The sequence below is a fragment of the Micromonospora sp. NPDC023814 genome (assembly GCF_040639595.1).
Taxonomy (GTDB): domain Bacteria; phylum Actinomycetota; class Actinomycetes; order Mycobacteriales; family Micromonosporaceae; genus Micromonospora.
The window spans coordinates 1-22,240 of sequence record NZ_JBFAAF010000069.1; the positions used below are offsets into that span (position 1 = coordinate 1).

The window sequence follows — 22,240 nt, forward strand, 5'->3', positions numbered from 1 at the left end:
CTCTGCCCAACGTCATCCCAGCAAACTAGCAGAAATAGATGCAAAACGATGGCCGCCACGCTGATGGCAGCCATCGTTTAACACCAGTCACCTAGACCTTGCCACCGGCGTCAAGGCAACCCGCGCGGTGCGCCGGGCAGGCGTCCGGGGGACGCGGGCCGGCGCGGTTCAGGCGGTCTTGCGGGCGGCCTTCTTCGGGGCCGCCTTCTTCGCCGCGGGCTTCTTCTCGCCCTCGGCGGCCTTCTTCGGGGCTGCCTTCTTCGCGGCCGTCTTCTTGGGCGCCGCCTTCTTCTCGGCGGCCTTCTTGGCCGGCGCCTTGGCGGCCTTCTTCTCGGCCGCCTTCTTCTGGGCGGAGCGGGCCGCCGAGATCGGGGTCGGCTCGCCGCCACCGCCGGCCGGCGCCTCGCCCCGGGCGGCCTTGGCCCGCTCCACGGACGCCTTCAGCGCCGCCATCAGGTCCACCGCCGCCGCCGGGGCCTCCTCGACCTCCTCCGGCTGGACCACCTCACGGCCCTCCACCTTCGCGTCGATGACCTCCTGGAGGGCCGCCCGGTAGTCGTCGGTGAAGGCGTCCGGCTCGAACTCGCCGGCCATCGAGTCGATCAGGGAGCTGGCCATGGCCAGCTCCGGCGGGCGGACCTTCAGATCCTCGTCCAGGAAGCCGAAGTCGGGGCTACGGATCTCGTCCGGCCAGAGCATCGTGTTGAGCAGCAGCACGCCCTCCCGGACCCGCAGCGTGGCGAGCTGTTCCCGCTGGCGCAGCGCCACCTTGACGATCGCCACCCGCTCCGAGTCGGCGAGCGCGTCGCGCAGCAGCACGTACGGCTTGGTGGCGGTGCCCTCCGGCTCGAGGAAGTACGCCTTGTTGTAGAGGATCGGGTCGACCTGCTCGGCGGGGACGAACTCCAGCACGTCGATCGCGTGCGAGGTGGACAGCGGCAGGTCGGCGAAGTCCTCGTCGGTCAGGATCACCATCTCGCCGCCGCCGATGTCGTAGCCCTTGGCGATGTCGTCGTAGGTGACCTCCTCACCGCAGACCTGGCAGGTGCGCTTGTAGCGGATCCGGCCGCCGTCGTCCCGGTGCACCTGGTGGAAGCGGATGTCCTTCTCCTCGGTGGCCGAGTAGACCCGCACCCCGATCGAGACCAGCCCGAACGAGACCGCTCCCTTCCAGATGGCCCGCATCCCGTGCTCCTCTCGCCGGTACTGCCCAGGATCCCAAAAGATCGAAGGCCACGCGAGCGCTTCCGTGCGCAAGTACAGTCATGGGGTGCCCGGCGCGCCGCTCAAGCCGATGCTCGCGATGACCGGGCAGCTCCCGGCGGGTGCCGGCTGGGCGTACGAGTTCAAGTGGGACGGCGTCCGCGCGCTCGCCGACATCTCCGGCGGCCGGCAGCACCTGTACGCCCGCTCCGGCGTCGAGATCACCGTCGCGTACCCCGAGCTGGCCACGCTCCAGAAGCAGGTGGGCGACGCGCTGCTCGACGGCGAGGTGGTGCTGCTCGGCGAGCACGGCCAGCCCTCGTTCACCGCCCTGGCGGAGCGGATGCACGTCCGCGACCGGAACAAGGCCGCCCGGCTGGCGGCGACCATCCCGGTGACGTACATGATCTTCGACTTGCTCCGGCTCGACGGCGAGGACCTGACCGGCTGGTCGTACGCCCGCCGGCGGGAGGCCCTGGACGGCCTGGCGCTCGGCGGCGCCCGGTGGGCGGTGTCGCCGGTCTTCCCGGACGGCCTGGCCACCTACGAGGCGGCGGGCGAGCACGGCCTGGAGGGGGTGATGGCCAAGCGCGTCGAGTCGGTCTATCGCCCGGGGGTGCGCTCGCCGGACTGGGTGAAGGTCAAGCTGGAGGTGACCGGCGACTTCGTGGTCGGCGGCTGGCGGCCCGGGGCGCGGAAGATCGGCGGCCTGCTGGTCGGGGTGCCGCGCCCGGACGGGCGGCTCACCTACCGGGGGCGGGTCGGCGGCGGCATCGGCGCGGCCATCGAGCGGGAACTGCTCCGCGAACTGGAGCCGTTGCGCACCGGCGGTTCGCCGTTCGCCGACGCCCTGCCGCGCGAGGATGCGCGGGGCGCGATCTGGGTAACACCGAGGGTCGTGGTGGAGGTGAAGTACGGCCAGCGCACCCCGGACGGGCGGTTGCGGTTCCCGCGGGTGCTCCGGCTGCGACCGGACAAGCCCGCCGAGGAGGTCGACGATGCCGGCTGAGCGGTTGAAGGTGGACGTCGAGGGGCGTTCGCTGGAGGTGTCCAACCTGGACAAGGTGCTCTATCCCGACGCGGGGTTCACCAAGGGTGAGGTGATCGACTACTACACCCGCATCGCCCCGGTGCTCCTGCCGCACCTGCGAGGCCGGGCGCTGACCCGGATCCGCTTCCCCAACGGGGTCACCGGCGGCTCGTTCTTCGAGAAGAACGCCCCGGCCGCCACCCCCGGCTGGGTACGCACCGAGACGCTGCCCGCGCCCGGGTCGAGCAAGGGCCGGGAGACCATCGACTACGTGGTCGCCGACGACCTGCCCACCCTGGTCTGGCTGGCCAACCTCGCCGCGTTGGAGCTGCACACCCCACAGTGGAAGATCGGCGAGCACCCGGACATGATGGTGGTCGACCTGGATCCGGGGCCGCCGGCCGCGCTGCGCCAGTGCTGCCAGGTGGCGCTGCTGATGCGGGACCGGCTCGCGGAGGACGGCATCGACAGCTATCCGAAGACGTCCGGGAAGAAGGGCATGCAGCTCTGCTGCCCGATCGCCGGCACGCAGGACGCCGAGGACGTGTCCGCCTACGCCAAGCGGATCGCCCAGGAACTGGAACGGGCGCATCCGAAACTGGTCGTGTCGAAGATGGCGAAGAACCTGCGGCCCGGCAAGGTCTTCATCGACTGGAGCCAGAACAACGCGGCCAAGACGACCGTGTCGCCGTACTCGCTGCGGGCCCAGTCGGTGCCGTCCGTGTCCACTCCGCTCACGTGGGACGAGGTCGAGGCGGGCGCGGCCGGCAAGCGCCCGGCCACCAAGCCGTACGTGGCGAGCGAAGTGCTCAAGCGGGTGGAGAAGGACGGAGACCTGCTCGCCCCGCTGCTCGACGGCGGCCCCGAGCTGCCGGTGTGACGGTCAGCCGGACCTGAGTGCTCGTCGCCGCCAGTTCAACGTGGCGGCGTCGGTTGACCGGCATCGGTGCCCGGGATCATCACAGCGGTGCTCCAGTCGCCGAGGAAGGCGCCGTTTTCGAGGTCCAGGGCGATGTCCAGGTCGCCGCCGAAGCTGATGCCGCCCAGTCGGCACACCTCGACGTACCAGGGCGACAGGCCGTCGCGCATTCCGTCGGGGGACATGCCGGTGCCGCCCAGGTGCTCGGCGTGGAAGACGTCGAACATGTCCGGCACGTCGACGTAGGCGTCGCCGTCGGACGGGAAACTCACCGGTGGCACGCCTGCGTTGGGGTCATCGCGGGGGACCAGCCACAGGGAACCGTATACGCCGTGCCTCGCCCGCCAGGAGGTGTTGTCGACCTCGCCGTCGGCGAGCGCGGGCGCCGCGGCGGGTCGGGTGACCCGTGGTCCGTTCAGCTCCGCCTCGGTGAGCCACACCATGGCGAGCAGGGACGCGACGCCGTCGTCGGCGACCTGCAGTCGTGGGTGGGCCCGGGCCTGGGCGAGTTCGGCCCAGAACGGGTGCTCGGGCTGTGCGACCTCGACGGGACGGCCGGCGATGACCGCGCTGACCTCCGGCGACGGGTCCTTGAAGTAGAGCTCGTCCTCCCACTGGAAGACGGCGACAGCCACCAGATCGGGTCCGCGCCGCCGGTACGCCTCGGGCAACCACAGCGTGAAGCAGTGCAGCATCGGTTGGCCGGTGCGCGGGGACCTGGGCCAGGTCCGGACGTCGATGCCCGGCCCGGCATGGTCGGCCCATCCCGCGGGCAGCCTGGGCCGCTTCCCGGCCTCGTCAGCGACGTCGTCGTCGGTCCAGATGTCGAACGCCTCGATCACCATGCGCCGGACGGTAGCGCACCCTGGCTCGCAGGGGTCGACCGGTTCAGGTGACGCCCATCCGTTCGCATGCCCACCGGCGCGTCAGTGGAATGCCGGTCCGACGCTGGTTGAGTAGGGTGGCCTGAGCCTGCCCGAGGAGTTCGTGATGATCCTGACCGATGCCCTCGTCCGGGAGTCGCCGACCGGTGACCGGCCCACCGAGATGGACCGGCCGCTGCTGACGTATCTCGACGACGCGACCGGTGAGCGGGTCGACCTGACCGCCACGGAGCTGGGCGGCTGGGCGGCGCGGGCCGCCGGGCTGCTGCGCGAGGGCTGCGGGCTGGGCGTCGGCGACCGGGCCGCAGTGCTGCTCCCGGCGCACTGGCAGACCGCCGCCGTGCTGCTGGGCGCCTGGTCGGCCGGGGTGGCGGTGTCGTTCCGTCCCCGGGCGACTGCCGGCCTGCCGCAGCTCGGGCCGGGCGACAACGAGCCGTTCGACGCGGTCTTCGTCAGCGCGAAGCGGCTGGACGACTGGCTGGAGGACGTGCCCGAAGGCCGGCACCGCTACGTCCTCGGGCTCGGGTCCGCCCCGTTGACCGAGGTGCCCCTGGGCTACCTGGACTGGCTCGCCGAGGTGGCCCGGCACACCGACGCGCTGCCCGCGTCCGCCCCGCTGACCAGTGCCGACGCGGCCAGCTCGGACGGCACGAGCTACCGCGAGTGGGGCAGCGTCGCCCGGGCCGTGGCGGAGCGACTCGACCTGCGGGCCGGCGACCGGCTGCTGGTCGACGTCGCCGAGCACGAGCAGCCCGTGTACTGGCTGCTGGCGCCGCTGGCCGTCGGCGCGTCGGTGGTGCTCTGCGCCAACCTCGACCCGGCGACCCTGGACGCCCGGATCGCCGCCGAGCAGATCACCCGGGTGCTCTGATGGCCGGGGTTGCGCCGCCCCCGCCCCCGCCGGCTTGGCAATCTTGGACAGTTGTCGTTCCCAGGGAACGGAAACTGTCCAAGATTTGGCCGGAGCTGCTCGGGTTCGTCAGGGGCGGCGGGAGCAGGGCGCGGTGTGGTTGGTCGGCAGGGTGCACCGCGCCTCGCCGGGCAGCGGGCGGTCGCAGAAGACCCAGTGGTGGCGTACGCCCTGCTGGTCCTCGGCCGAGACGGTGACGCCGCCCGGCTCGACGCGGGCGCTGAGCCGGGCCAGCACCCGGGCGGGCCTTGATGACGCGTGCGGGTTGACGGGCCGCGGTAGCGGCTCGTCAACCCCTTTCGTATGCGCGCGCTTATTGGAAGAGCCTGCCGGGCCTTCTGGAGCGGCCCCGCTTGCTGATCATGGAATCCCTGCGCCTACGGCGCACCATGATTGACTTTGTCTGCCTCTTCAGAGCTTGGAGGATCCTGTCCCTCATCGCATGCCTCTTCTCGCGTATGTCGGATCGGCCATCGCGAATCGCGCCGGGCCGTGGCCCAGCGTGGTGGCGGTGCGGGGCCACGGGCCCGAATCCGTCGCCGGTATCGCAGCCCGCGTACCCGGGGAGGCATCAGTCATTCGTCAGCGTCGGGCCACACCGCTGAGCCGGGTCCAGGTCCACTACGTCGACCGGAGGGACCAGTGCTCCCCGCGAGGTCTCCCGACGGCTCGACAGGTGACGGGAGTCAGTCGGTCGTCGGGAGCTTCGGGCCGAGGACGTCGTCGGCGTCGACGATCGTGTACGCGTACCCCTGCTCGGCGAGGAAGCGCTGGCGGTGGGCGGCGTACTCGGTGTCGATGGTGTCCCGGGAGACGACCGTGTAGAAGTGGGCCTGCCGGCCGTCGGCCTTCGGCCGCAGTACCCGCCCCAGCCGCTGCGCCTCCTCCTGCCGCGAGCCGAAGGTGCCGGAGACCTGGATCGCCACCGCCGCCTCGGGCAGGTCGATGGAGAAGTTGCCGACCTTCGAGATCACCAGGGTGCGGATCTCCCCGGAGCGGAACGCGTCGAAGAGCCGCTCCCGCTCCTTGTTGGTGGTGGAGCCCTGCACGATCGGCGCGTCGAGGTATTCGCCGAGCTGGTGCAGCTGCTCGATGTAGCCGCCGATCACCAGCGTCTGCTCGCCCGGGTGCCGGTCCACCAGCGCCTTGACCACGGGCAGCTTCGTCCGGGCGGTCGCCGCCATCCGGTAGCGCTCCTCGGCCTCCGCCGTCGCGTACGACATGCGCTCCGCGTCGGTGAGCGTCACGCGTACCTCGGTGCACTCGGCCGGGGCGATCCAGCCCTGCTGCTCGATGTCCTTCCACGGCGCGTCGTACCGCTTCGGGCCGATCAGGCTGAACACGTCGCCCTCCCGGCCGTCCTCGCGGACCAGCGTCGCCGTCAGGCCCAGCCGGCGGCGGGCCTGGAGGTCCGCGGTGAACCGGAAGATCGGCGCGGGCAGCAGGTGCACCTCGTCGTAGACGACCAGGCCCCAGTCGCGCGCGCCGAACAGGTCCAGGTGGGTGAACGCGCCGCCGCGCCGCGAGGTGAGCACCTGGTACGTGGCGATGGTGACCGGGCGGATCTCCTTGCGCTCGCCCGAGTACTCGCCGATCTCCTCCTCAGTCAGGGAGGTGCGGGCGATCAGCTCGCGCTTCCACTGCCGCCCGGCGACCGTGTTGGTGACCAGGATCAGCGTGGTGGCCTTCGCCTCGGCCATCGCCGCCGCCCCGACCAGCGTCTTGCCCGCGCCGCAGGGCAGCACCACCACGCCCGACCCGCCGGCCCAGAACGCCTCCACGGCCTCCCGCTGGTACGACCGCAGCGTCCACGGCTTGCCGCCGTCCTTGCCGGCCTCGGCCAGCTCGATCGGGTGCGCCTCGCCGTCGACGTAGCCGGCCAGATCCTCGGCCGGCCAGCCCAGCTTGAGCAGCGCCTGCTTGAGCCGGCCCCGCTCGGACGGGTGCACCGCGATCGTGTCGTCGTCGATCTTCGCGCCGAGCATGCCGGCGAGCTTCTTGCTCTTGGCGACCTCGATCAGCACCACCCGGTCCAGGGCCCGCAGCACCAGCCCGTGCGCCGGGTCGTTGGCGAGCTGGAGCCGGCCGTACCGGTCCATCGTCTCGGCCACGTCGACCAGCAGCGCGTGCGGCACCGGGTACCGCGAGTACTTGATCAGCGCGTCCACCACGGCCTCGGCGTCGTGCCCGGCGGCACGCGCGTTCCACAACCCGAGCGGGGTCAGCCGGTAGGTGTGCACGTGCTCCGGGGAGCGCTCCAGCTCCGCGAAGGGCGCGATGGCCATCCGGCACGCCTGCGCGTCGGGGTGGTCGATCTCCAGCAGCAGGGTCTTGTCCGACTGCACGATCAGGGGTCCACCGCTCACGCCAGTGCCTCTCCTCCGCCTCGGGTCGCCGGCTGTCCGGGAGGTGACTGACCCGCCCCGGGGCGACCCACCAGTGTTGCACGTATCCGGGTGACGCCAGAAAAATCTGGACACGGGGCGCAACCGGAGCGGTACTCACGACGTCTAGCAATAGGACACCTGTCACGGGAGGCGCCATGAAACACGTCCGGATCACCACCCGGCTCGTCGCCCTGGCAGTGGCCACGCTGGTCGGCGCCGGTGCGTGCGCGTTCGAGCCGCGGGCCGACGGAGGTGGGGGCGGGGGTCCCGTCCCGGTCGGTGCCACGGAGCAGTTAACGGGGGCGAGCGGTGCGCCCGGGCCGGACCAGCGGGCCGGCACGGCGACGGCGAAGCCGGCGGTGAAGCCCGCGCCGAACCGCCCGAGGCCGACCCGGCCCGCGCCGAAGCCCACCACGTCGCCGTCGGCCGCCGGCTGCCCGCAGGGGGAGCACCAGCGCGCGGTGGAGGCGTACCTCGCCCGGCTGGGCGGTTTCGGGACGCTGACCGTGGACGGCCGGCAGTCCGCCGCCGACTGCGCCGCGATCAAGAAGTTCCAGAAGCGGTACGACATCCGCCCCGCCCACGGCCGCGCGGGGCCCACCACCCACGACGTGGCGAAGCGGCTCGCCACCACCGACACGGCGCGCTGCAAGGCCGGCTCGGGCACCACCTTCTGCATCGACCTGACCCGGCAGACGACCTGGGTGATGCGCAACGGCAAGGTGCTCGTGAAGCCGACGGTCACCCGGACGGGGATGCCCGGCTACCGCACCCCGGCCGGCACCTTCAAGATCAACTATCGCAACATCAAGGAGTGGTCCGACCCGTACGAGGTCTGGCTCCCGTACTGGCAGCACTTCACGCAGGGAATGGGCTTCCACGAGACCACGACCTACCTGCACAACAAGGCGATCGGCTCGCACGGCTGCGTCAACCTGCTGCACGCCGACGCGGTCCGGTACTGGGAGCTGGGCAAGGTCGGCAGCCGGGTGGTGCTGGTCGGGCGGCGCCCCGGCACCTGAGCCGCCGCCCCCGGGGCCCCGGCCCGCCCGCATCGCACATGTCGTCCGATCGGGGTTTTATCCCCTGTCACTCCGGTCACCCGAGTGACACGCTGGAATGCCAGGCGTCGGACGGACGGGGAGGCTGGAGATGACGGTCGACCGGGAAGCGAGACCGGAGCACAGTGCCGAGCGCGACCCGTCGCCGGACGAGGGAGTCTCCACCGTCACCGTCGTCGCGTACGCGGCCGCCGCGACGGTGCTCCTCGGCTGGTTCCTCTTCGGCTGGCTGGTGCTCGAACAGGGCTTCGTCGACTCGGTCGGCGAGTCGGCCGGCGCCGGGTTCGCGCTGCTGCTGGTTGTCTCCGTCGTCGGGACGGTACGCCGCAGCCGGCGCTGACCCGGGCCGAGGCCGCCGGCCGCTCCGAAAACGACCCGTAGGGCCGCTGGCGCTCAGTCCTCCAACACCGCCGCCGTGATCCGGTGCAGGGCGAAGGTGTGCAGCATCTCCGTCCGCTCGTCCTCGGCGCGCAGGTAACCCGCGCCGATCGAGACCGGCCGGACCAGCCGGGACGCGGTCGCCCCGTGCGCGTCGACGTACCCGACCCAGACCAGCGCCTTGTCCCGCACCGCCTGCTGGAGCACGGCGAGGGCGTCACTGTGGGTGTGCACCGGCGCCGGCCCGGTACGCGCCGCACCGCCCCGGACCACCGCCGGCGCGCGCCGCGCCGCCCGGGCCGCCGCGTCGCCGCGCCGGATCTGCTCCACCACGCCGAGCAGGCGGGGCATGGACAGCTTCGGCGCGGTCAGCGGGTCGAGGGTCCGGGTCGTCACCGACACCCGGGCCGGGGCCCGGCGGGTCTTCGGGCGGGACAGCACCGCCGCCCCGCTCGCGTCCTCCGGCACCGGGGCGTACCCGGCCTCGCGCAGGGCCGTGAGCATCCGGCCCACCTGGTACGGGGTCGACAGCACCGTCGGCGCGAGCCGGCGCAGCGCCAGCGACTCCAGCCGCCGGTCGGCGAGCACCTCGGTCAGCAGCGCCTCGTCGTCGCTGCGCACGTACGCCCCGGCAGAGCCGACCCGCAGCCCGCCGTGCTTGCGGGCCACGTCGTCCACCAGGTACGTCAGCCCCTGCGGGACCGGGGTGCGGGACCGGCGCCGGAACAGGGCGTGCAGGTCGTCGGCCGAGTAGCCGGCGTCCAGGGCCCGGCGCACGCTGGCCGGGGTGACCCGGTGCACGCTGGCGCCACCGGCCGACTCGTGCTCGGCCACCACCTCCAGCTCGGCGGCGAGGGCCGGGTCGGGCGGGCCGGGCACCACGACGGTCAGGTCGGCCTGCACCAGGAAGTGGTCGACCGGGGCGGGCAGCAACGCGTCCAGCGCGCGCACCGCGCCGGTCCCGTCGCCCTCCTCGGCGTCCGCGCGCAGCCCGAGCGGGTCGTCCCCGCCCCGCTCGTCGGCGGCGGTGACGTCGGCGAGCAGCAGCCGCGCGTACGAGGTGAGCGCCCCCAGCCCGGTCACGCCCAGCGTCGCCGCCTCGGTCAGCACGTCGCGGTGCGCGGCCTCCCGCCCCCGGCTGCGCCGCGGCGCCCGCCAGTCGAGCAGCGACTGCACCTCCTCGGGGGTGGGCGCGGTGGCGGGCTCCAGGTCGGCGAGCACCCCGAGGACGGCGCGTCGGGCGGCCGGCGCCCCGGCCCGTTCCGCCTCGGCCGAGAGCACGGTGATCGGCCGGTCCCGGTCGTCGCGCTGCCCGATCAGCCCGACCTGCCGGGTCATCGTCAGCCAGGCCCGGCCGAGCTGCTCCCAGCGCTGCGCCAGCGTGCCGGCCCGCCACACCTCGTACCCGGCGGTGGGCAGCACCTGCTGGTCGGCCCCGTAGCGGGTGGTGGTGGCCCCGGGCAGGTCCACCTCGCCGATCAGCCCCGCCGCGTACGCCGCCTCCAGCAGCAGGGCGGCCGTCGGCTCGTCCACCCCGACCGCGCGGGCCAGCCGGCGCAGGTCGCGCACGCCCAGGCCGCCGGAGCGCAGCACGGGCGCCGGCTCGGCGGCGAGCTGCTCCAGCAGCGCCTCGGTGTGACGTACCGCCTCCATGGTCTGCCCGGCCCCGGCGGAGTCGGCGGCCTTCGGCTCGCGCGGCGGCGTGGCCACGGGCGGCGGGCTGGTCCGCAGCGGGCCGAGCGGGCCGCTGTCCCGGCGCAGCAGCAGGCCGACCTCCCGGGGCAGCTCGACGGTGCCGGTGGCGCTGGCCTTGTTGGGGCCGGAGACCAGCACCAGCAGGTGGTGGTCGACCAGCCAGCGCACCGGCGAGCCGGTCGGCGCGCCGCCGTTGGTCGGGTCCGGGGGCAGGTCGTCCTCCGCGCCGACCGGCGGCGCCTGCAACGCGCCCGCCGGCACGCTGCCCACCGGCGGGCCGGCGGCCAGCCGGTCCAGGATGGCGCGGGCCGAGGGTGGCGCGGCCAGCAGCGTCCGCCGCAGCTTCGCCGGGTCCGCGCAGAGCGCCGCCGCCCGCGGGTCCAGCTCCGCCGCCGGCCGGCCCAGCCCCGCCGGGTACGGGGAGACCTCGTCGACGCTCTCCACCACGCGCAGGGCGCTCTCGGGGCCGTGCAGCAGGAAGAGCGCCCGCAGCCGGTTCACGGCGGCGCGGACGGAGGTGGGGGCGGGCGGGTACGTGCCGGCGGTGGCCATGGCGAGCACCGAGGCGGTGGAGGTGGTGCCCTCGGCCGGGTCCCGGGTGAGCCGGGCGGCGTCCAGGATCTGCAGGGTGAACTGGTCGAGCCCGTCGAGCGCGCGGGCCACCGAGACCCGGGACTGGGCCCGGATGGCGAGCGCGGAGACGTCGGCGGGCACGGGCACCACGAGGTCCGGCCGCAGTTGGAGGAGGGCGGCGAGCGACTCGTCGGGCAGCGACCGCAGGTGGTCGGCGAGTGAGGTGGTCATCGTCGTTCCACGCTAGCCCGGCAGGGGGTCTTCCCGCCCCTCGGACGTCCGGCTGACCCGTGCGGACGGGCGGGTAGGTTTCTCCGCATGTCCGCACTGACGGTCGGCTTCGACCTCGACATGACCCTGGTCGACTCGCGCCCCGGCATCGCCGCCGCCTACCGGGCGCTGACCGCCCGGACGGGCGTGCACGTGGACGCTGAGGCCGCGGTGTCCCGGCTCGGCCCGCCGCTGCGTACCGAGATCGCCCGCTGGTTCCCGCCGGAGCAGGTCGACGCGGCCGTCCGCACGTACCGCGAGCTCTATCCGGCGTACGCGATCACGCCCACCGTCCCGCTGCCCGGCGCCCGCGAGGCGATCGACGCGATCCGCGCCCGTGGCGGCCGGGTGCTGGTGGTCACCTCCAAGCTGGGCCGTCTGGCCCGGCTGCACCTCGACCACCTCGGACTGGCGGTCGACGAGCTGGCCGGCGACCTGTTCGCCGAGGAGAAGGCGACCGCGCTGCGCGAGCACGGCGCCACGCACTACGTCGGCGACCACGTGGCCGACATGGTGGCCGCCCGGGCGGCGGGCGTGCCCGGCATCGCCGTCGCGACCGGCCCGTGTTCGGCCGACGAACTCCGCGCCGCCGGGGCGGAGGCGGTGCTGGATGATCTCACCGGATTCCCGGCGGCGCTGGACGGGATGATCCGGCTAGCCTTGGGGCAGTAGACGTCTCAAGCGAAGCAGGGGTTCTCAGGTGCCGACGGGTCGAGTGAAGTGGTTTGACGCGGCCAAGGGATACGGGTTTGTCACCAGCGACGAGGGTGGCGACGTGTTCCTTCCCAAGACCGCGCTGCCGGCGGGTGTCACCGACCTCAAGGGCGGTCAGCGGGTCGATTTCAGCGTGGTGGACAGCCGCCGGGGCGCGCAGGCGATGGGGGTCAAGCTGCTCGACGCCCCGCCGTCGGTGGCGGAGCTGCGCCGCCGGCCGGCCGAGGAGCTGCACGGCCTCGTCGAGGACATGATCAAGGTGCTGGAGGCGAAGGTGCAGCCGGACCTGCGCCGGGGTCGCTTCCCCGACCGCAAGACCGCGCAGAAGATCGCTCAGCTGGTCCACGCCGTCGCGCGCGAGCTGGAGGTCTGAGGCACCAGCCCGGCGGCGGCGGCCCGACCGAGCAGCGCCTCCACGGCGGCGAACCCGGCGTCCCCCAGGTCGGCGGTGAACTTGTTGACGTAGAGGCCGATGTGTCGGTCCACCACGTCGGGCTCCATCTCCTGCGCGTGCGCCAGCACGTAGTCGCGGCTCGCCGCCGGGTCGGCCCAGGCCCGGCGGACCGACTCGCGGATCCACCCGGCGGCGGCCTCCGGGTCCACCGCACCGCGCCGGGCCAGGATGGCGCCGAGGGGGATGGGCAGGCCGGTGTCGGCCTCCCACCACTCGCCCAGGTCGACCAGGGCGGTCAGGCCGTGCCGCGGGTAGGTGAACCGGGCCTCGTGGATGACCAGGCCGGCGTCGTACCGGCCGGCGGCCACGCCCGGCATGATCTCGTGGAACGGCACCACCTCGATCCGCGCCGGCGGCCGGTCCGCCGCCCAGAGCCGGAAGAGCAGGTACGCCGTCGTCCGGTCGCCGGGCACCGCCACGGTCGCGCCGGTGAGGTCGGCCCGGTCGGTGCGGTCGGTCAGGTCGGCGCGGCCGGCGTGTCCCGCGCTGCCCGGGCGGTCGAGTCGGCCGGCGCCGTCGCCCCTGGTCAGCACCAGCGGGCCGCAGCCACGGCCGAGCGCCCCGCCGCAGGGCAGCAGGTGGTAGTCCTCCAACAGCCACGGCAGCGCGGCGTAGCTCACCTTCACCAGGTCGAACGCGCCCCGCTCGGCGGCCGTGTTGGTCACGTCGACGTCGGCGTACGTCACCTCCACCGGCGGCGCGTCGGGCACGAGGCCGTGCACCAGGGCGTGGAAGACGAACGTGTCGTTGGGGCAGGGCGAGATCGCCAGCGAGAGCGCCACGCCCCCACGGTATCCCCGCCCGCAGCGGGCCGGCTCCGCCCGGTCCCCGCGACTGTGACCTGCCCCGCGACGTGAGGCCGTCCGCGACGGGCGCGACGGGACCGGACACACCCACGGTGCCGAGCCGCATTCCTTACGGCCCACAGCCCACGGCCCACGGCCCACGGGAGCTCGGGGGGCCGGGGCCACGGGGCCCCCGGGGCGCGGTGCCGAGCTGCTGGCCTCAGCCACGGGCCACAGGGACACGAGGCACGGTGTCGAGCGGGTCGTCGGTGGCGCCACCGGGTAACGGTGTCGAGCCGGCCCCGTCGGTGGCGTCACCATGCTTCGTTCGGCCCCTGTCGAGCTGCCCTCACAGATGGGGCAGGCACGCCCCCGCCAGGAGGGCGGGCCGGTGCGCACCGGTGGTCTCATAGGCGGGGCAGCTCGACAGCGACCGTTGTGGCTATGGCTATGGCTGTAGCCGCGAACGGCGACCGGCTGCGCCACCGAATCGGGCTGTGGCTGTGGCTCTGGTTGTGGCTGCGCCGGGCCCGGGCGCGCTGCGGGCAGACCGGCGCCAGCTCGGCTCGGCCGGGCTGCGGGTCGACGGGCGGCAGCTCGGCTGGGCCGCGCTGGTCCGCCCGAGAGCATCCGGCTGCACACAACCATGCCGGTTATCCACAGCCTTTTCCACAGGTGGGCGGCTGTTGTTGAAGTCGGCCCACTCCATGGCGACGATCGAGGTGTGACGGAGTGGAGCGGGCCGATCGACGTGGGGGCGGCGCTGCGCGCACTGCGCCGCCAGGCAGACCTGAGCCAGCGGGAACTGGCGCGGCGGTCGGGCGTGCCCAAGAGCACCGTGGCGCGGATCGAGTCCGATCCGGGAGCCGATCCGAGTTTGCGGACGGTGGAGCGGTTGGTCCGGGCCGCCGGCGGGGAGCTGGTGGTCGGTGTCCGAGACGCTGGGCCCGACATGGCAGACGCCTTCCCAGATGACATCGCAAGAAGCAGCACAAACGGCATCGCGTACGGCAGCACAAACGGCATCGCGTACGGCGCTCGGGATGGCGCTCCGGATGGCATTCCGGACTCCGTCGGCGTTGGCGTCGGTTTCGGCGATCGCAACGGCAACGGCAACGGCGACGGCAACGGTGGAACGCCGTCCTCGGGCGGGCCGGGCGACCTCGCGGTGCTGCCGTCCGTCCCGCACGACGGACGACGCGACGGGGGCGGTCGCCGCTATCCCGCGCACCTCGACGTCCGCGAGGTCCGGACGCTGAAGGACTGGCCGGGCGCGTGGTGGGGACACTGGTACGTACCGCCGGAGCAGTGGCCGGTGCGGGTGCCCGAGCGGACGTACGACCTCGACCGCGGGCGGCGCGACGAGCGACGGGTACGGGAGCGGCTTCGCGCCACCGTGGAGTTTCGCCGGGTGACCGAGGACGTGCCGGACGGGTGTTGGCGATTCGTGGCCGAACTGCCCGGTGGCGGGCCGGTCGGCGAGTTGCGGGCGCACGAACGGAGCGAGGACCTGTTGCTGGGTGAGGACGGCGGCGGCCGGCGGGAGATGGTGCTGGACGGCGTGGTGGTGGCGCCCCAGCTGCGCTTCCTGGGCATCGGCCGCCGGCTGCTCCAACTCCTCGCGGAGGAGATGGACAGGATCGGTATCCGCACCGTGCTCGCGACCGCCGGGGCCGGTGGGAGCGACTTCCTGCTCGCCTGCGGCTACGAACTGGAGGCGTGCCGACCGTGGTCGCTGCGGCTCGACCGTCGGCCGGCGGTCGCGGGCTGACGGTCCGGCCGTGGGGGCACGCAAGCGGGCGGGCAGGCAGGCCACCGGGCGGGCAGGCAAGCGGGAAGGCAGGCCGGGCAGGACAGACGGACGGGTCAGGTCAGGGCCGCGGCGGCGGTGGTCAGGGCGGCTAGCGCCTCGCGCATGCGCCACGCGTCGCGGTCGCGCGGGCCGATCGGGTTGGAGACGGTACGCAGCTCGACGAACGGGAGGCCCGCCTGGGCGGCGGCGACGGCCACCCCGTACCCCTCCATGGCCTCGGCGACCGCGTCCGGGTGCCGCCGGCGCAGCGCGTCGGTGCTGGCGGCGGTGCCGGTGACCGTGCTGACGGTCAGCACGGGGCCGACGATGGCCGTCGGGAGCGCGGCCCGCAGCCGGGCGAACAGGCCCGGGTCGGCGGCGAGCGCGGTGGCGCCGCCCAGCCAGTCCGGGGGCATGCCCAGCTCGTCCACCGGGATGAAGCCGGCCGGCGACTCGGCGCCCAGGTCGGCGGCCACGGACACGGTGCCCAGCACCGTGGCGCCCACCTCCACCCGGCCGGCGAAGCCCCCCGCCACGCCCGCGCTGACCACTCCGCCGTACGGCCGACCGGCGGCCTCGGCGAGCACCAGCAGCCGGGTCGTGGTCGCGGCGGCGACGGCCGGCCCGACCCCCACCGGCAGCACCGTGGTCGTCTGGTCGGCGAGGCCGGCGCGGATCGCCTCGGCCTCGGCGGGGACCGCCGTGACCACCAGCAGACCGGTCACGAGAGCGGCCCCTGCGGCTCCCGGCGGGTCTCGTCGTCCGTCCCGCCCGGCCCGCCGACGGCCGACGAGGGCCGGTAGATGTGGTAGCCCGGCGGTGCCAGGCCGGGGTCGTCCAGCGGAGCGCCGCCCTGCGCCGGGGCTGGGGAGGTGGGCGTGGGGTCGTACCGGCGCCCGGCCTCCGGGTCGGGGGAACCCGCGCCGTCGGTGCCCGGGGGACCCGGGGCGTCGGGGTCGGTGCCGTCGGTGCCGTCGGTCAGCTCGTCGTCGCCGAGCGGCCGGCCGAGCAGGCGCTCCGCGCGCAGTCGGCCCGCCACCACCAGGCCCCGGGCGGCGGCCACGGTGCCGACGGCGGCGACGACGGCGATCCCGATCCGGCCGTCGAAGGGTACGAGCCCCAGCCCGCCCCCGGCGACGAAGGCGAGCATCAGCACCGTCTCCGAGTGGGCGAAGGAGCTGGCCCGCAGCCGCTCCGGGATGCGCTCCTGGATCGAGGCGTCCACGGCGAGCTTGGCGATGCCGCTGTTCAGCGCGGCGACCAGGCAGAGCAGGGCGACCATGGGCAGCGAGAACTTCAACGCGGCGAGGATCGCCACCCCGGCGACGACGACCATGCCGCTGGACTGGATCGCGGCGGGTCGGTGGATGCGCAGCCGGGTGCCGACCGCGGTGGCCAGGAAGGTGCCCACGGCGAGCGCCGCGCCGACCAGGCCCAGCGCCGCCTCGTCGCCGAGGTCCCGACCGAAGGCCACGGTGGTCAGGTCGCCCGCCTTGATCGCGAACGCCAGGAAGAGCAGCAGGAAGCCGTAGACCGCGCGCAGCGTCGCGGCGCCGATCAGGGTGGCGATCACGAGTCGGCCCGCCGGCCGCCCCCGGCCCAGCGGGCGGTCCCCGGTGCGGCGACCCAGCGCCCGCAGCGGCCGGGGCACCCGCTCCGGCGGCTCCGAGTCGGCCTTCGGGGGCAGCCGCAGGGAGATCACCATGCCGACCAGGAAGATGACCGAGGCCACCCGGAGCGGCCACTGCGGCCCGAACCAGAAGGCGGCCAGGCCGATCGGGGCGACCAGCGCGCCGGCCACCGTGCCGTAGACGCTGGCCCGGGCGCCCACCTGGGACAGCCCGAGCCCCTCCGGGAGCAGCCGGGGCACGGCCGCCGAGCGGGCCACCCCGTACGCGCGGGAGAGCGCCAGCACGCCGAAGGCCGCCGGGTAGAGGCCGAAGCCGTGGATGTAGTCGGAGATCAGCCAGGCCAGGAAGGCCCGGCCGAGCATGGTGGCGGCCAGCGCGTACCGCCGGCCGTGCCGGAAGTGGTCGAGCAGCGGGCCCACCACCGGGGCGAGCATGGCGAACGGCACCATGGTCACCAGCAGGTAGAGGGCGACCTTGCTGCGCGCCTCGCCGAGCGGGACGTTGAAGAAGATCGTCCCGGCGAGGCCGATGGCGATCAGCGTGTCCCCGGCGCAGGAGACCGCGTGCAGGTCGAAGAGGCGGACCATGCCGACCTCGTCCCCGGCGCCCCGGGCGCGGGCCCGGCCGGCCCGGCGGGTCATCCAGCGCCCACCGCTGACCGAGCCCCGGAACAGCAGGCGGACGGCCTTGATGCCGGTGCCGACGGTCTGCCCGAGCACGGACCGCCCGGAGCGGGAGAACAGCGGCATGCCCACCATCCTCGCCCATCCGGTCCGCGCACGCCGCACCACTGCGCCAGAACGTCCTCGGCGGGTGCCTGTCGGTCTGCCGTACGCATGGGGAACAATGGTCGGGTGACCAGGCCCGCCTCCGCCCGCGCCGCTCGTCTCGACCAGGTCTGCGCCGCCGCCGTCGAGGTGGCGCGTGACGCCATCACCGAGGTCGACGCCTCGGACATCGGCGACCACCTGCAGGCCGTCGCGGAGGGCGATCGTCTCGTCACCCACTACTTCGAGTGCCGGCTCGCCGGCTACCGCGGCTGGCGGTGGGCGGTCACCGTCACCCGGGTGCCCCGCAGCCGGCACGTCACCGTCTGCGAGACGGTGCTGCTTCCCGGCGCGGACGCGATGCTCGCGCCCGGCTGGCTGCCCTGGCAGGAGCGGCTCAAGCCGGGTGACCTCGGTCCCGGCGACCTGCTGCCCACCCCGGCGGACGACGAGCGGCTCCAGCCCGGCTACGTGCTCTCCGACGACCCGGCGGTCGAGGAGGCCGCCTGGGAGCTGGGGCTCGGCCGGGCCCGGGTGCTCTCCCGGGAGGGGCGCAGCGAGGCCGCCCAGCGCTGGTACGACGGCGACCACGGCCCCTCCGCCGCGATCTCGGTCGCCGCTCCCGCCGCCGCCCGCTGCGGGACCTGCGGCTTCTACCTGCCGCTCGCCGGCGCCCTGCGGCAGTCCTTCGGCGCCTGCGGCAACTTCTACGCCCCCGACGACGGCCGGGTGGTCAGCGCCGACCACGGCTGCGGCGCGCACTCGGAGACCCTGATCGAGGCCGCCGACACCCCGGTCGACGAGATGCCGACGGTCTACGACGACAGCGCGGTGGAGCCCGTGTCGGTCAGCCGGGCGCCGGGCTCGGTGGAGGCCGCGGAGCCGGCGGAGCCGTACGGCCACCCCTGACGGACCGGCCGCGGCGCCGGGCCGGCGGATCGGCGTCGGCGCAGGTCAGTGGCCGGCGCGGCGGCGGCGTCGGTTGGCGTCGTGCCGCATCATCACGGCGAGACCGGGGAAACCCCACAGGAAACCGGCCAGGCAGATCCACAACCAGTCCTGGTGACCGTGCGCGGCCAGCCAGTCGCGGAAGAAGACGAGTAACACGAACCCGGCGAGCGCCCAGGCCGCCATCCCGGCGAGGGCGAACGGCACCATCGGCGGGTCGAGCGGCTCGGGTCGCGGCGGCTGCTCCTTCGGCACGCGGCAAGCGTACGCGATCAACTTTCGCTGCTGGCCCGTGATCTGCGACGATGCGGCGCGACAACGGAAGATCACCTGCGAGGACCTGATGGCAGTAGCCCCACCCGACAACGGCACACCACCCGATCCGGCTCACCCGCGTAACGGTTTCGACCGGTTCTTCGAGATCTCCGCCCGTGGCTCGACGATGAGCCGCGAGGTGCGCGGTGGCCTGGCGACCTTCTTCACGATGGCGTACATCGTGGTGCTCAACCCGCTCATCATCGGTGGTGCCGTCGACGGCGACGGCCAGAAGCTCCCCATCCCCGCCCTCGCGGCGGCCACCGCCCTGGTCGCCGGCCTGATGACGATCCTGATGGGCGTCGTCGGCCGGTTCCCGATCGCCCTCGCCGCCGGTCTCGGCGTCAACGCGCTGGTCGCGTACGAGATCGCCCCGGAGATGACCTGGGCGGACGCGATGGGCCTCGTGGTGATCGAGGGTGTGATCATCGCGGTGCTGGTGCTGACCGGCCTGCGCACGGCGGTGTTCCGCTCGGTGCCGACGCAGATGAAGACGGCGATCGGCGTCGGCATCGGCCTCTTCCTGACCATCATCGGGTTGGTCGACGCCGGCTTCGTCCGCCGTGTCCCGGACTCGGCGAACACCACCGTCCCCGTCGGCCTGGGCTTCGACGGCACCCTCGGCAGCTGGCCGATGCTGGTCTTCGTGGTGGGCCTGCTGTTGACCGTGGTGCTGCTGGTACGCCGGGTCAAGGGCGCGATCCTGATCGGCATCCTCGGCTCCACCGTGCTGGCGGTCGTCGTCGAGGCGGTGGCGAACATCGGGCCGTCCTTCGTCGACGGCAAGCCGAACCCGAAGGGCTGGGCGCTGAACGTCCCCGAGCTGCCGAAGACCTGGCTGGACGTGCCGGACCTGTCGCTGCTGGGCAACTTCAACGTGTTCGACTCGTGGAGCCGGGCCGGCTGGCTCGTCGTCCTCATGTTCGTGTTCACCCTGCTGATCACGGACTTCTTCGACACCATGGGCACGATGGTCGCGGTCGGGCAGGAGGGGAGCATGCTCGACGAGCGGGGCACCCCGCCGCGGGCCAAGGAGATCCTGCTGGTCGACTCGATCGCGGCGGCGGCCGGCGGTGCGGCGAGCACGTCGAGCAACACGTCGTACATCGAGAGCGCCGCCGGTGTGGCGGAGGGCGCCCGCACCGGCGTGGCCAACCTGGTCACCGGCGGCCTGTTCCTGCTGGCGATGTTCCTGGCGCCGCTGGTCGTGGTGGTGCCGTTCGAGGCGGCCTCCACCGCGCTGGTGGTGGTCGGCTTCCTGATGATGACCGCGGTGCGGACGATCGACTGGTCCGACTACGAGATCGCCATCCCGGCGTTCCTCACGATCGTCCTGATGCCCTTCACGTACTCGATCTCCAACGGCATCGGCGCAGGCCTGATCACGTACGTGGTGGTGAAGCTCGCCAAGGGCAAGGCCCGGGAGATCCATCCCCTGCTGTACGGGGTGGCCGCCCTCTTCGTGCTGTACTTCCTGCGCGGGCCGATCGAGTCCCTGGTGCTCTGACCACCCTCCGCTCCGGGTCGGTGACCGAATCGGATAGCCGGCCCGGAGCAGGGCAAACTTCTCGTGAGCATGGTCATATCGCAGCTCATTAGCCAGGCTCATTAGTTAAGCTAACTATCGTGACGGAGCGGACGGTGACGGCGAAACGCGTGCCACCGGCGCAGCTCGCACCACAGCTGCGTGATGCGATCACCCGACTCAACCGACGGGTCCGCCAGGCCCGGCCGGTCGGCGACCTCACGGTCACCCAGCTCTCCGCGCTCACCAGCCTCCAGCTGGCGGGCGCGCTGACGCCCCGGGAACTGGCCGACGTCGAACGGGTGCAGCCGCCGACGATGACCAAGATCGTCGCGAAGTTGGAGGAGCGCGGCCTCGTGCAGCGCACCCCCCACCCGACCGACGGCCGGCAGGTCATCCTCGCGGCGACAGAGGGGGGACGGGCGGTGCTCGACCAGTTCGAGCGCGTCCGCGACGAGTGGCTGGCCCACCGGCTGGCCGAGCTGACCGAAGCAGAACGGGACACCCTGCGGCAGGCCGCCGAGATCCTTCAGCAGCTCGCCCGCGCCTGACCCGCGCGCCTCGCACCACCGCGCCGTCCGCCGTCGATGACGCGTACGACCGCGAGGAGGCGCACAAAGAGTGCAGGCGAAGCTGAGCACGATGTTCCAGTCCCTACAGGTCCGCAACTACCGGCTCTTCGCATCCGGGCAACTGATCAAGCTGATCGGTGTCTGGATGATGTTCATCGCCCAGGACTGGCTGGTCCTCGAGCTCTCCGACAACTCCGCCACCGCGCTCGGCGTGGTCACCGCCCTCCAGTTCGCTCCCGTCCTGCTGCTCACCCTGCTCTCCGGGCGGCTCGCCGACCGCTACGACAAGCGGATGCTGCTCTTCGTCGCCAACGCGTTCTGGACCGTGTTGGCGCTCGCGATGAGCCTGCTGGTGATCACCGGCCTCGTGCAGCTCTGGCACGTCTTCGCGTTCGCGGCCCTGCTCGGCGTCGCCAACGCCGTGGAGACCCCCGTCCGGCAGGCGTTCGTCTCGGAGCTGGTCGGCACCTCGCTGCTGCCGAACGCGCTCTCGCTGAACGCGGCCGTGTTCAACTCCGCCCGGATCGTCGGGCCGGCCGTCGCCGGCCTGGCCATCGCCGCGTTCGACGTGGGGCCGGTCTTCCTGTTCACCGCGCTCAGCTCGATCGCCCCGCTGGTCAACGTCGTCCGGATGCGCCCGGCCGAGCTGCACCGGGAGGCGCTGCCGCCGCGCGACGAGCGGGCCTCGGCCAAGGTCGTCGACGGCCTGCGCTACGTCTGGCGCCGCCCCGACCTGCTGCTGCCGATGGCGGTGATGTCGGTGATCGGCATGTCGCTGTTCAACTTCCAGCTCACCCTGGCCGCGCTCGCCAAGACCGTTTTCCAGACCGGGGCGGCCTCGTTCGGGCTGTTCAGCACCGCGCTGGCGGTCGGTGCGCTGGTCGGGGCGCTGGCCGGCACCGGGCGGCGCAGCCGCCCGTCGGTCTGGGTGGTGCTCGGCGCCGCGGTCGGCTGCGCCAGCTTCGGCACCCTGGTCGGGCTCGCCTCGGCGTACTGGATGGTGGTGGCGCTCCTGCTGCCCACCGGGTTCTTCATGGTGTTCTTCGCCCAGGCCGCCAACCAGCGGGTCCAGCTCGGTACGGATGCCGCCTTCCGGGGCCGGGTGATGGCCCTGTGGGTGCTGGTGTTCCTCGGCACCAACCCGGTCGGCGCGCCGCTGATCGGCTGGGTGGCGGAGACCTACGGCGCGGGCGCCAGCATCTGGATCGGCGGGCTCATCTCGCTGGCCACCGCCCTGATCGCGCTCACCTGGCAGCTCCGCCGCGCCGGCGCCCGGCTGCGCTTCCGCATCCTGCCGATGCCGCGCTTCTACGTCACCTCCACCGACTGCTGACCGCCCTCGCCGCCGGGTGGGACGATCCGTCCCATCCGGCGGATGGCGTGGATGCGGCCAATCCGGTGGCGGACCGGGGGGATCCGGCTTAGCG

General features: G+C 73.4%; 21 protein-coding genes. 12 read left to right on the forward strand and 9 right to left on the reverse strand.

Annotation, left to right across the window (positions count from 1 at the left end; genetic code table 11):
- Positions 1-168 precede the first annotated feature (168 nt).
- Positions 169-1,185: a Ku protein gene (locus AB0G14_RS27905; RefSeq protein WP_357452849.1), complete on the reverse strand. Its 1,017-nt coding sequence runs from the start codon at positions 1,183-1,185 to the stop codon at positions 169-171.
- Between the two features lie 85 nt (positions 1,186-1,270).
- On the opposite strand from AB0G14_RS27905, the gene ligD (AB0G14_RS27910) reads away from it, so the two are divergent.
- Together ligD (AB0G14_RS27910) and ligD (AB0G14_RS27915) are read left to right on the forward strand one after the other, a co-directional pair.
- Complete coding sequence (ligD, locus tag AB0G14_RS27910) at positions 1,271-2,212, forward strand: non-homologous end-joining DNA ligase (RefSeq protein WP_357702368.1); 942 nt, start codon at positions 1,271-1,273, stop codon at positions 2,210-2,212.
- Entirely contained in the window at positions 2,202-3,113 is a 912-nt protein-coding gene (gene ligD / locus AB0G14_RS27915; RefSeq protein WP_357702370.1) for a non-homologous end-joining DNA ligase, read from the forward strand. The genes ligD (AB0G14_RS27910) and ligD (AB0G14_RS27915) overlap by 11 nt, the downstream gene beginning before the upstream one ends.
- A gap of 35 nt (positions 3,114-3,148) precedes the next feature.
- On the opposite strand, the gene AB0G14_RS27920 is transcribed toward ligD (AB0G14_RS27915), so the two are convergent.
- Positions 3,149-3,997, reverse strand: coding sequence for a hypothetical protein (locus AB0G14_RS27920; protein WP_357702372.1), 849 nt, complete (start codon positions 3,995-3,997; stop codon positions 3,149-3,151).
- 202 nt (positions 3,998-4,199) lie between these two features.
- On the opposite strand from AB0G14_RS27920, the gene AB0G14_RS27925 reads away from it, so the two are divergent.
- Positions 4,200-4,907 carry a TIGR03089 family protein gene (locus tag AB0G14_RS27925; RefSeq protein WP_357702433.1) on the forward strand — a complete coding sequence of 236 codons (708 nt, stop codon included), beginning with the start codon at positions 4,200-4,202 and terminating at the stop codon, positions 4,905-4,907.
- Positions 4,908-5,015: 108 nt separating this feature from the next.
- Here AB0G14_RS27925 and AB0G14_RS27930 read toward each other — a convergent pair whose 3' ends face one another.
- Together AB0G14_RS27930 and AB0G14_RS27935 are read right to left on the reverse strand one after the other, a co-directional pair.
- Positions 5,016-5,183: a hypothetical protein gene (locus AB0G14_RS27930; protein ID WP_357702374.1), complete on the reverse strand. Its 168-nt coding sequence runs from the start codon at positions 5,181-5,183 to the stop codon at positions 5,016-5,018.
- A 449-nt stretch (positions 5,184-5,632) separates the two neighbouring features.
- A complete protein-coding gene (locus AB0G14_RS27935) occupies positions 5,633-7,312 on the reverse strand; it encodes a DNA repair helicase XPB (protein WP_357702376.1) in 1,680 nt (559 codons plus the stop codon).
- 176 nt (positions 7,313-7,488) lie between these two features.
- Between AB0G14_RS27935 and AB0G14_RS27940 the strand changes: the two genes are divergently transcribed.
- Positions 7,489-8,355: a L,D-transpeptidase family protein gene (locus AB0G14_RS27940; protein ID WP_357702378.1), complete on the forward strand. Its 867-nt coding sequence runs from the start codon at positions 7,489-7,491 to the stop codon at positions 8,353-8,355.
- Between the two features lie 130 nt (positions 8,356-8,485).
- Complete coding sequence (locus tag AB0G14_RS27945; RefSeq protein WP_357702380.1) at positions 8,486-8,734, forward strand: hypothetical protein; 249 nt, start codon at positions 8,486-8,488, stop codon at positions 8,732-8,734.
- A gap of 53 nt (positions 8,735-8,787) precedes the next feature.
- Here AB0G14_RS27945 and AB0G14_RS27950 read toward each other — a convergent pair whose 3' ends face one another.
- Positions 8,788-11,271, reverse strand: coding sequence for a helicase-associated domain-containing protein (locus AB0G14_RS27950; RefSeq protein WP_357702382.1), 2,484 nt, complete (start codon positions 11,269-11,271; stop codon positions 8,788-8,790).
- Positions 11,272-11,358: 87 nt separating this feature from the next.
- Here AB0G14_RS27950 and AB0G14_RS27955 point away from each other — a divergent pair, with 87 nt between their 5' ends.
- Positions 11,359-11,982 (forward strand): HAD family hydrolase, encoded by a 624-nt coding sequence (locus AB0G14_RS27955; protein ID WP_357702383.1) that lies wholly within the window; start codon positions 11,359-11,361, stop codon positions 11,980-11,982.
- 28 nt (positions 11,983-12,010) lie between these two features.
- Positions 12,011-12,397, forward strand: coding sequence for a cold shock domain-containing protein (locus AB0G14_RS27960; protein ID WP_091098926.1), 387 nt, complete (start codon positions 12,011-12,013; stop codon positions 12,395-12,397).
- Here the strand turns inward: AB0G14_RS27960 and AB0G14_RS27965 are convergent.
- The gene (locus AB0G14_RS27965; RefSeq protein ID WP_357702385.1) at positions 12,358-13,260 is read right to left on the reverse strand and encodes a 1,4-dihydroxy-6-naphthoate synthase; all 903 of its coding nucleotides are present in this window, start codon (positions 13,258-13,260) and stop codon (positions 12,358-12,360) included. The genes AB0G14_RS27960 and AB0G14_RS27965 overlap by 40 nt on opposite strands.
- A gap of 727 nt (positions 13,261-13,987) precedes the next feature.
- Between AB0G14_RS27965 and AB0G14_RS27970 the strand changes: the two genes are divergently transcribed.
- Positions 13,988-15,034 (forward strand): GNAT family N-acetyltransferase, encoded by a 1,047-nt coding sequence (locus tag AB0G14_RS27970; protein WP_357702387.1) that lies wholly within the window; start codon positions 13,988-13,990, stop codon positions 15,032-15,034.
- Between the two features lie 95 nt (positions 15,035-15,129).
- Here the strand turns inward: AB0G14_RS27970 and AB0G14_RS27975 are convergent, their stop codons facing one another.
- Positions 15,130-15,780: a futalosine hydrolase gene (locus AB0G14_RS27975; RefSeq protein ID WP_357702389.1), complete on the reverse strand. Its 651-nt coding sequence runs from the start codon at positions 15,778-15,780 to the stop codon at positions 15,130-15,132.
- Entirely contained in the window at positions 15,777-17,435 is a 1,659-nt protein-coding gene (locus AB0G14_RS27980; RefSeq protein WP_357702391.1) for an MFS transporter, read from the reverse strand. The genes AB0G14_RS27975 and AB0G14_RS27980 overlap by 4 nt, the downstream gene beginning before the upstream one ends.
- A gap of 87 nt (positions 17,436-17,522) precedes the next feature.
- On the opposite strand from AB0G14_RS27980, the gene AB0G14_RS27985 reads away from it, so the two are divergent.
- Positions 17,523-18,362, forward strand: a complete 840-nt coding sequence (locus AB0G14_RS27985; protein ID WP_357702393.1) for a DUF3027 domain-containing protein — start codon at positions 17,523-17,525, stop codon at positions 18,360-18,362.
- Positions 18,363-18,407: 45 nt separating this feature from the next.
- Here AB0G14_RS27985 and AB0G14_RS27990 read toward each other — a convergent pair whose 3' ends face one another.
- Positions 18,408-18,656, reverse strand: coding sequence for a DUF2530 domain-containing protein (locus AB0G14_RS27990; RefSeq protein WP_357702395.1), 249 nt, complete (start codon positions 18,654-18,656; stop codon positions 18,408-18,410).
- Between the two features lie 88 nt (positions 18,657-18,744).
- On the opposite strand from AB0G14_RS27990, the gene AB0G14_RS27995 reads away from it, so the two are divergent.
- From AB0G14_RS27995 to AB0G14_RS28005, 3 genes are all read left to right on the forward strand, one after another.
- The gene (locus AB0G14_RS27995) at positions 18,745-20,223 is read left to right on the forward strand and encodes an NCS2 family permease (RefSeq protein ID WP_357702397.1); all 1,479 of its coding nucleotides are present in this window, start codon (positions 18,745-18,747) and stop codon (positions 20,221-20,223) included.
- Positions 20,224-20,342: 119 nt separating this feature from the next.
- A complete protein-coding gene (locus tag AB0G14_RS28000) occupies positions 20,343-20,792 on the forward strand; it encodes a MarR family transcriptional regulator (protein WP_350701717.1) in 450 nt (149 codons plus the stop codon).
- A 70-nt stretch (positions 20,793-20,862) separates the two neighbouring features.
- Positions 20,863-22,146 carry an MFS transporter gene (locus AB0G14_RS28005; RefSeq protein WP_357702399.1) on the forward strand — a complete coding sequence of 428 codons (1,284 nt, stop codon included), beginning with the start codon at positions 20,863-20,865 and terminating at the stop codon, positions 22,144-22,146.
- Positions 22,147-22,240 lie beyond the last annotated feature (94 nt).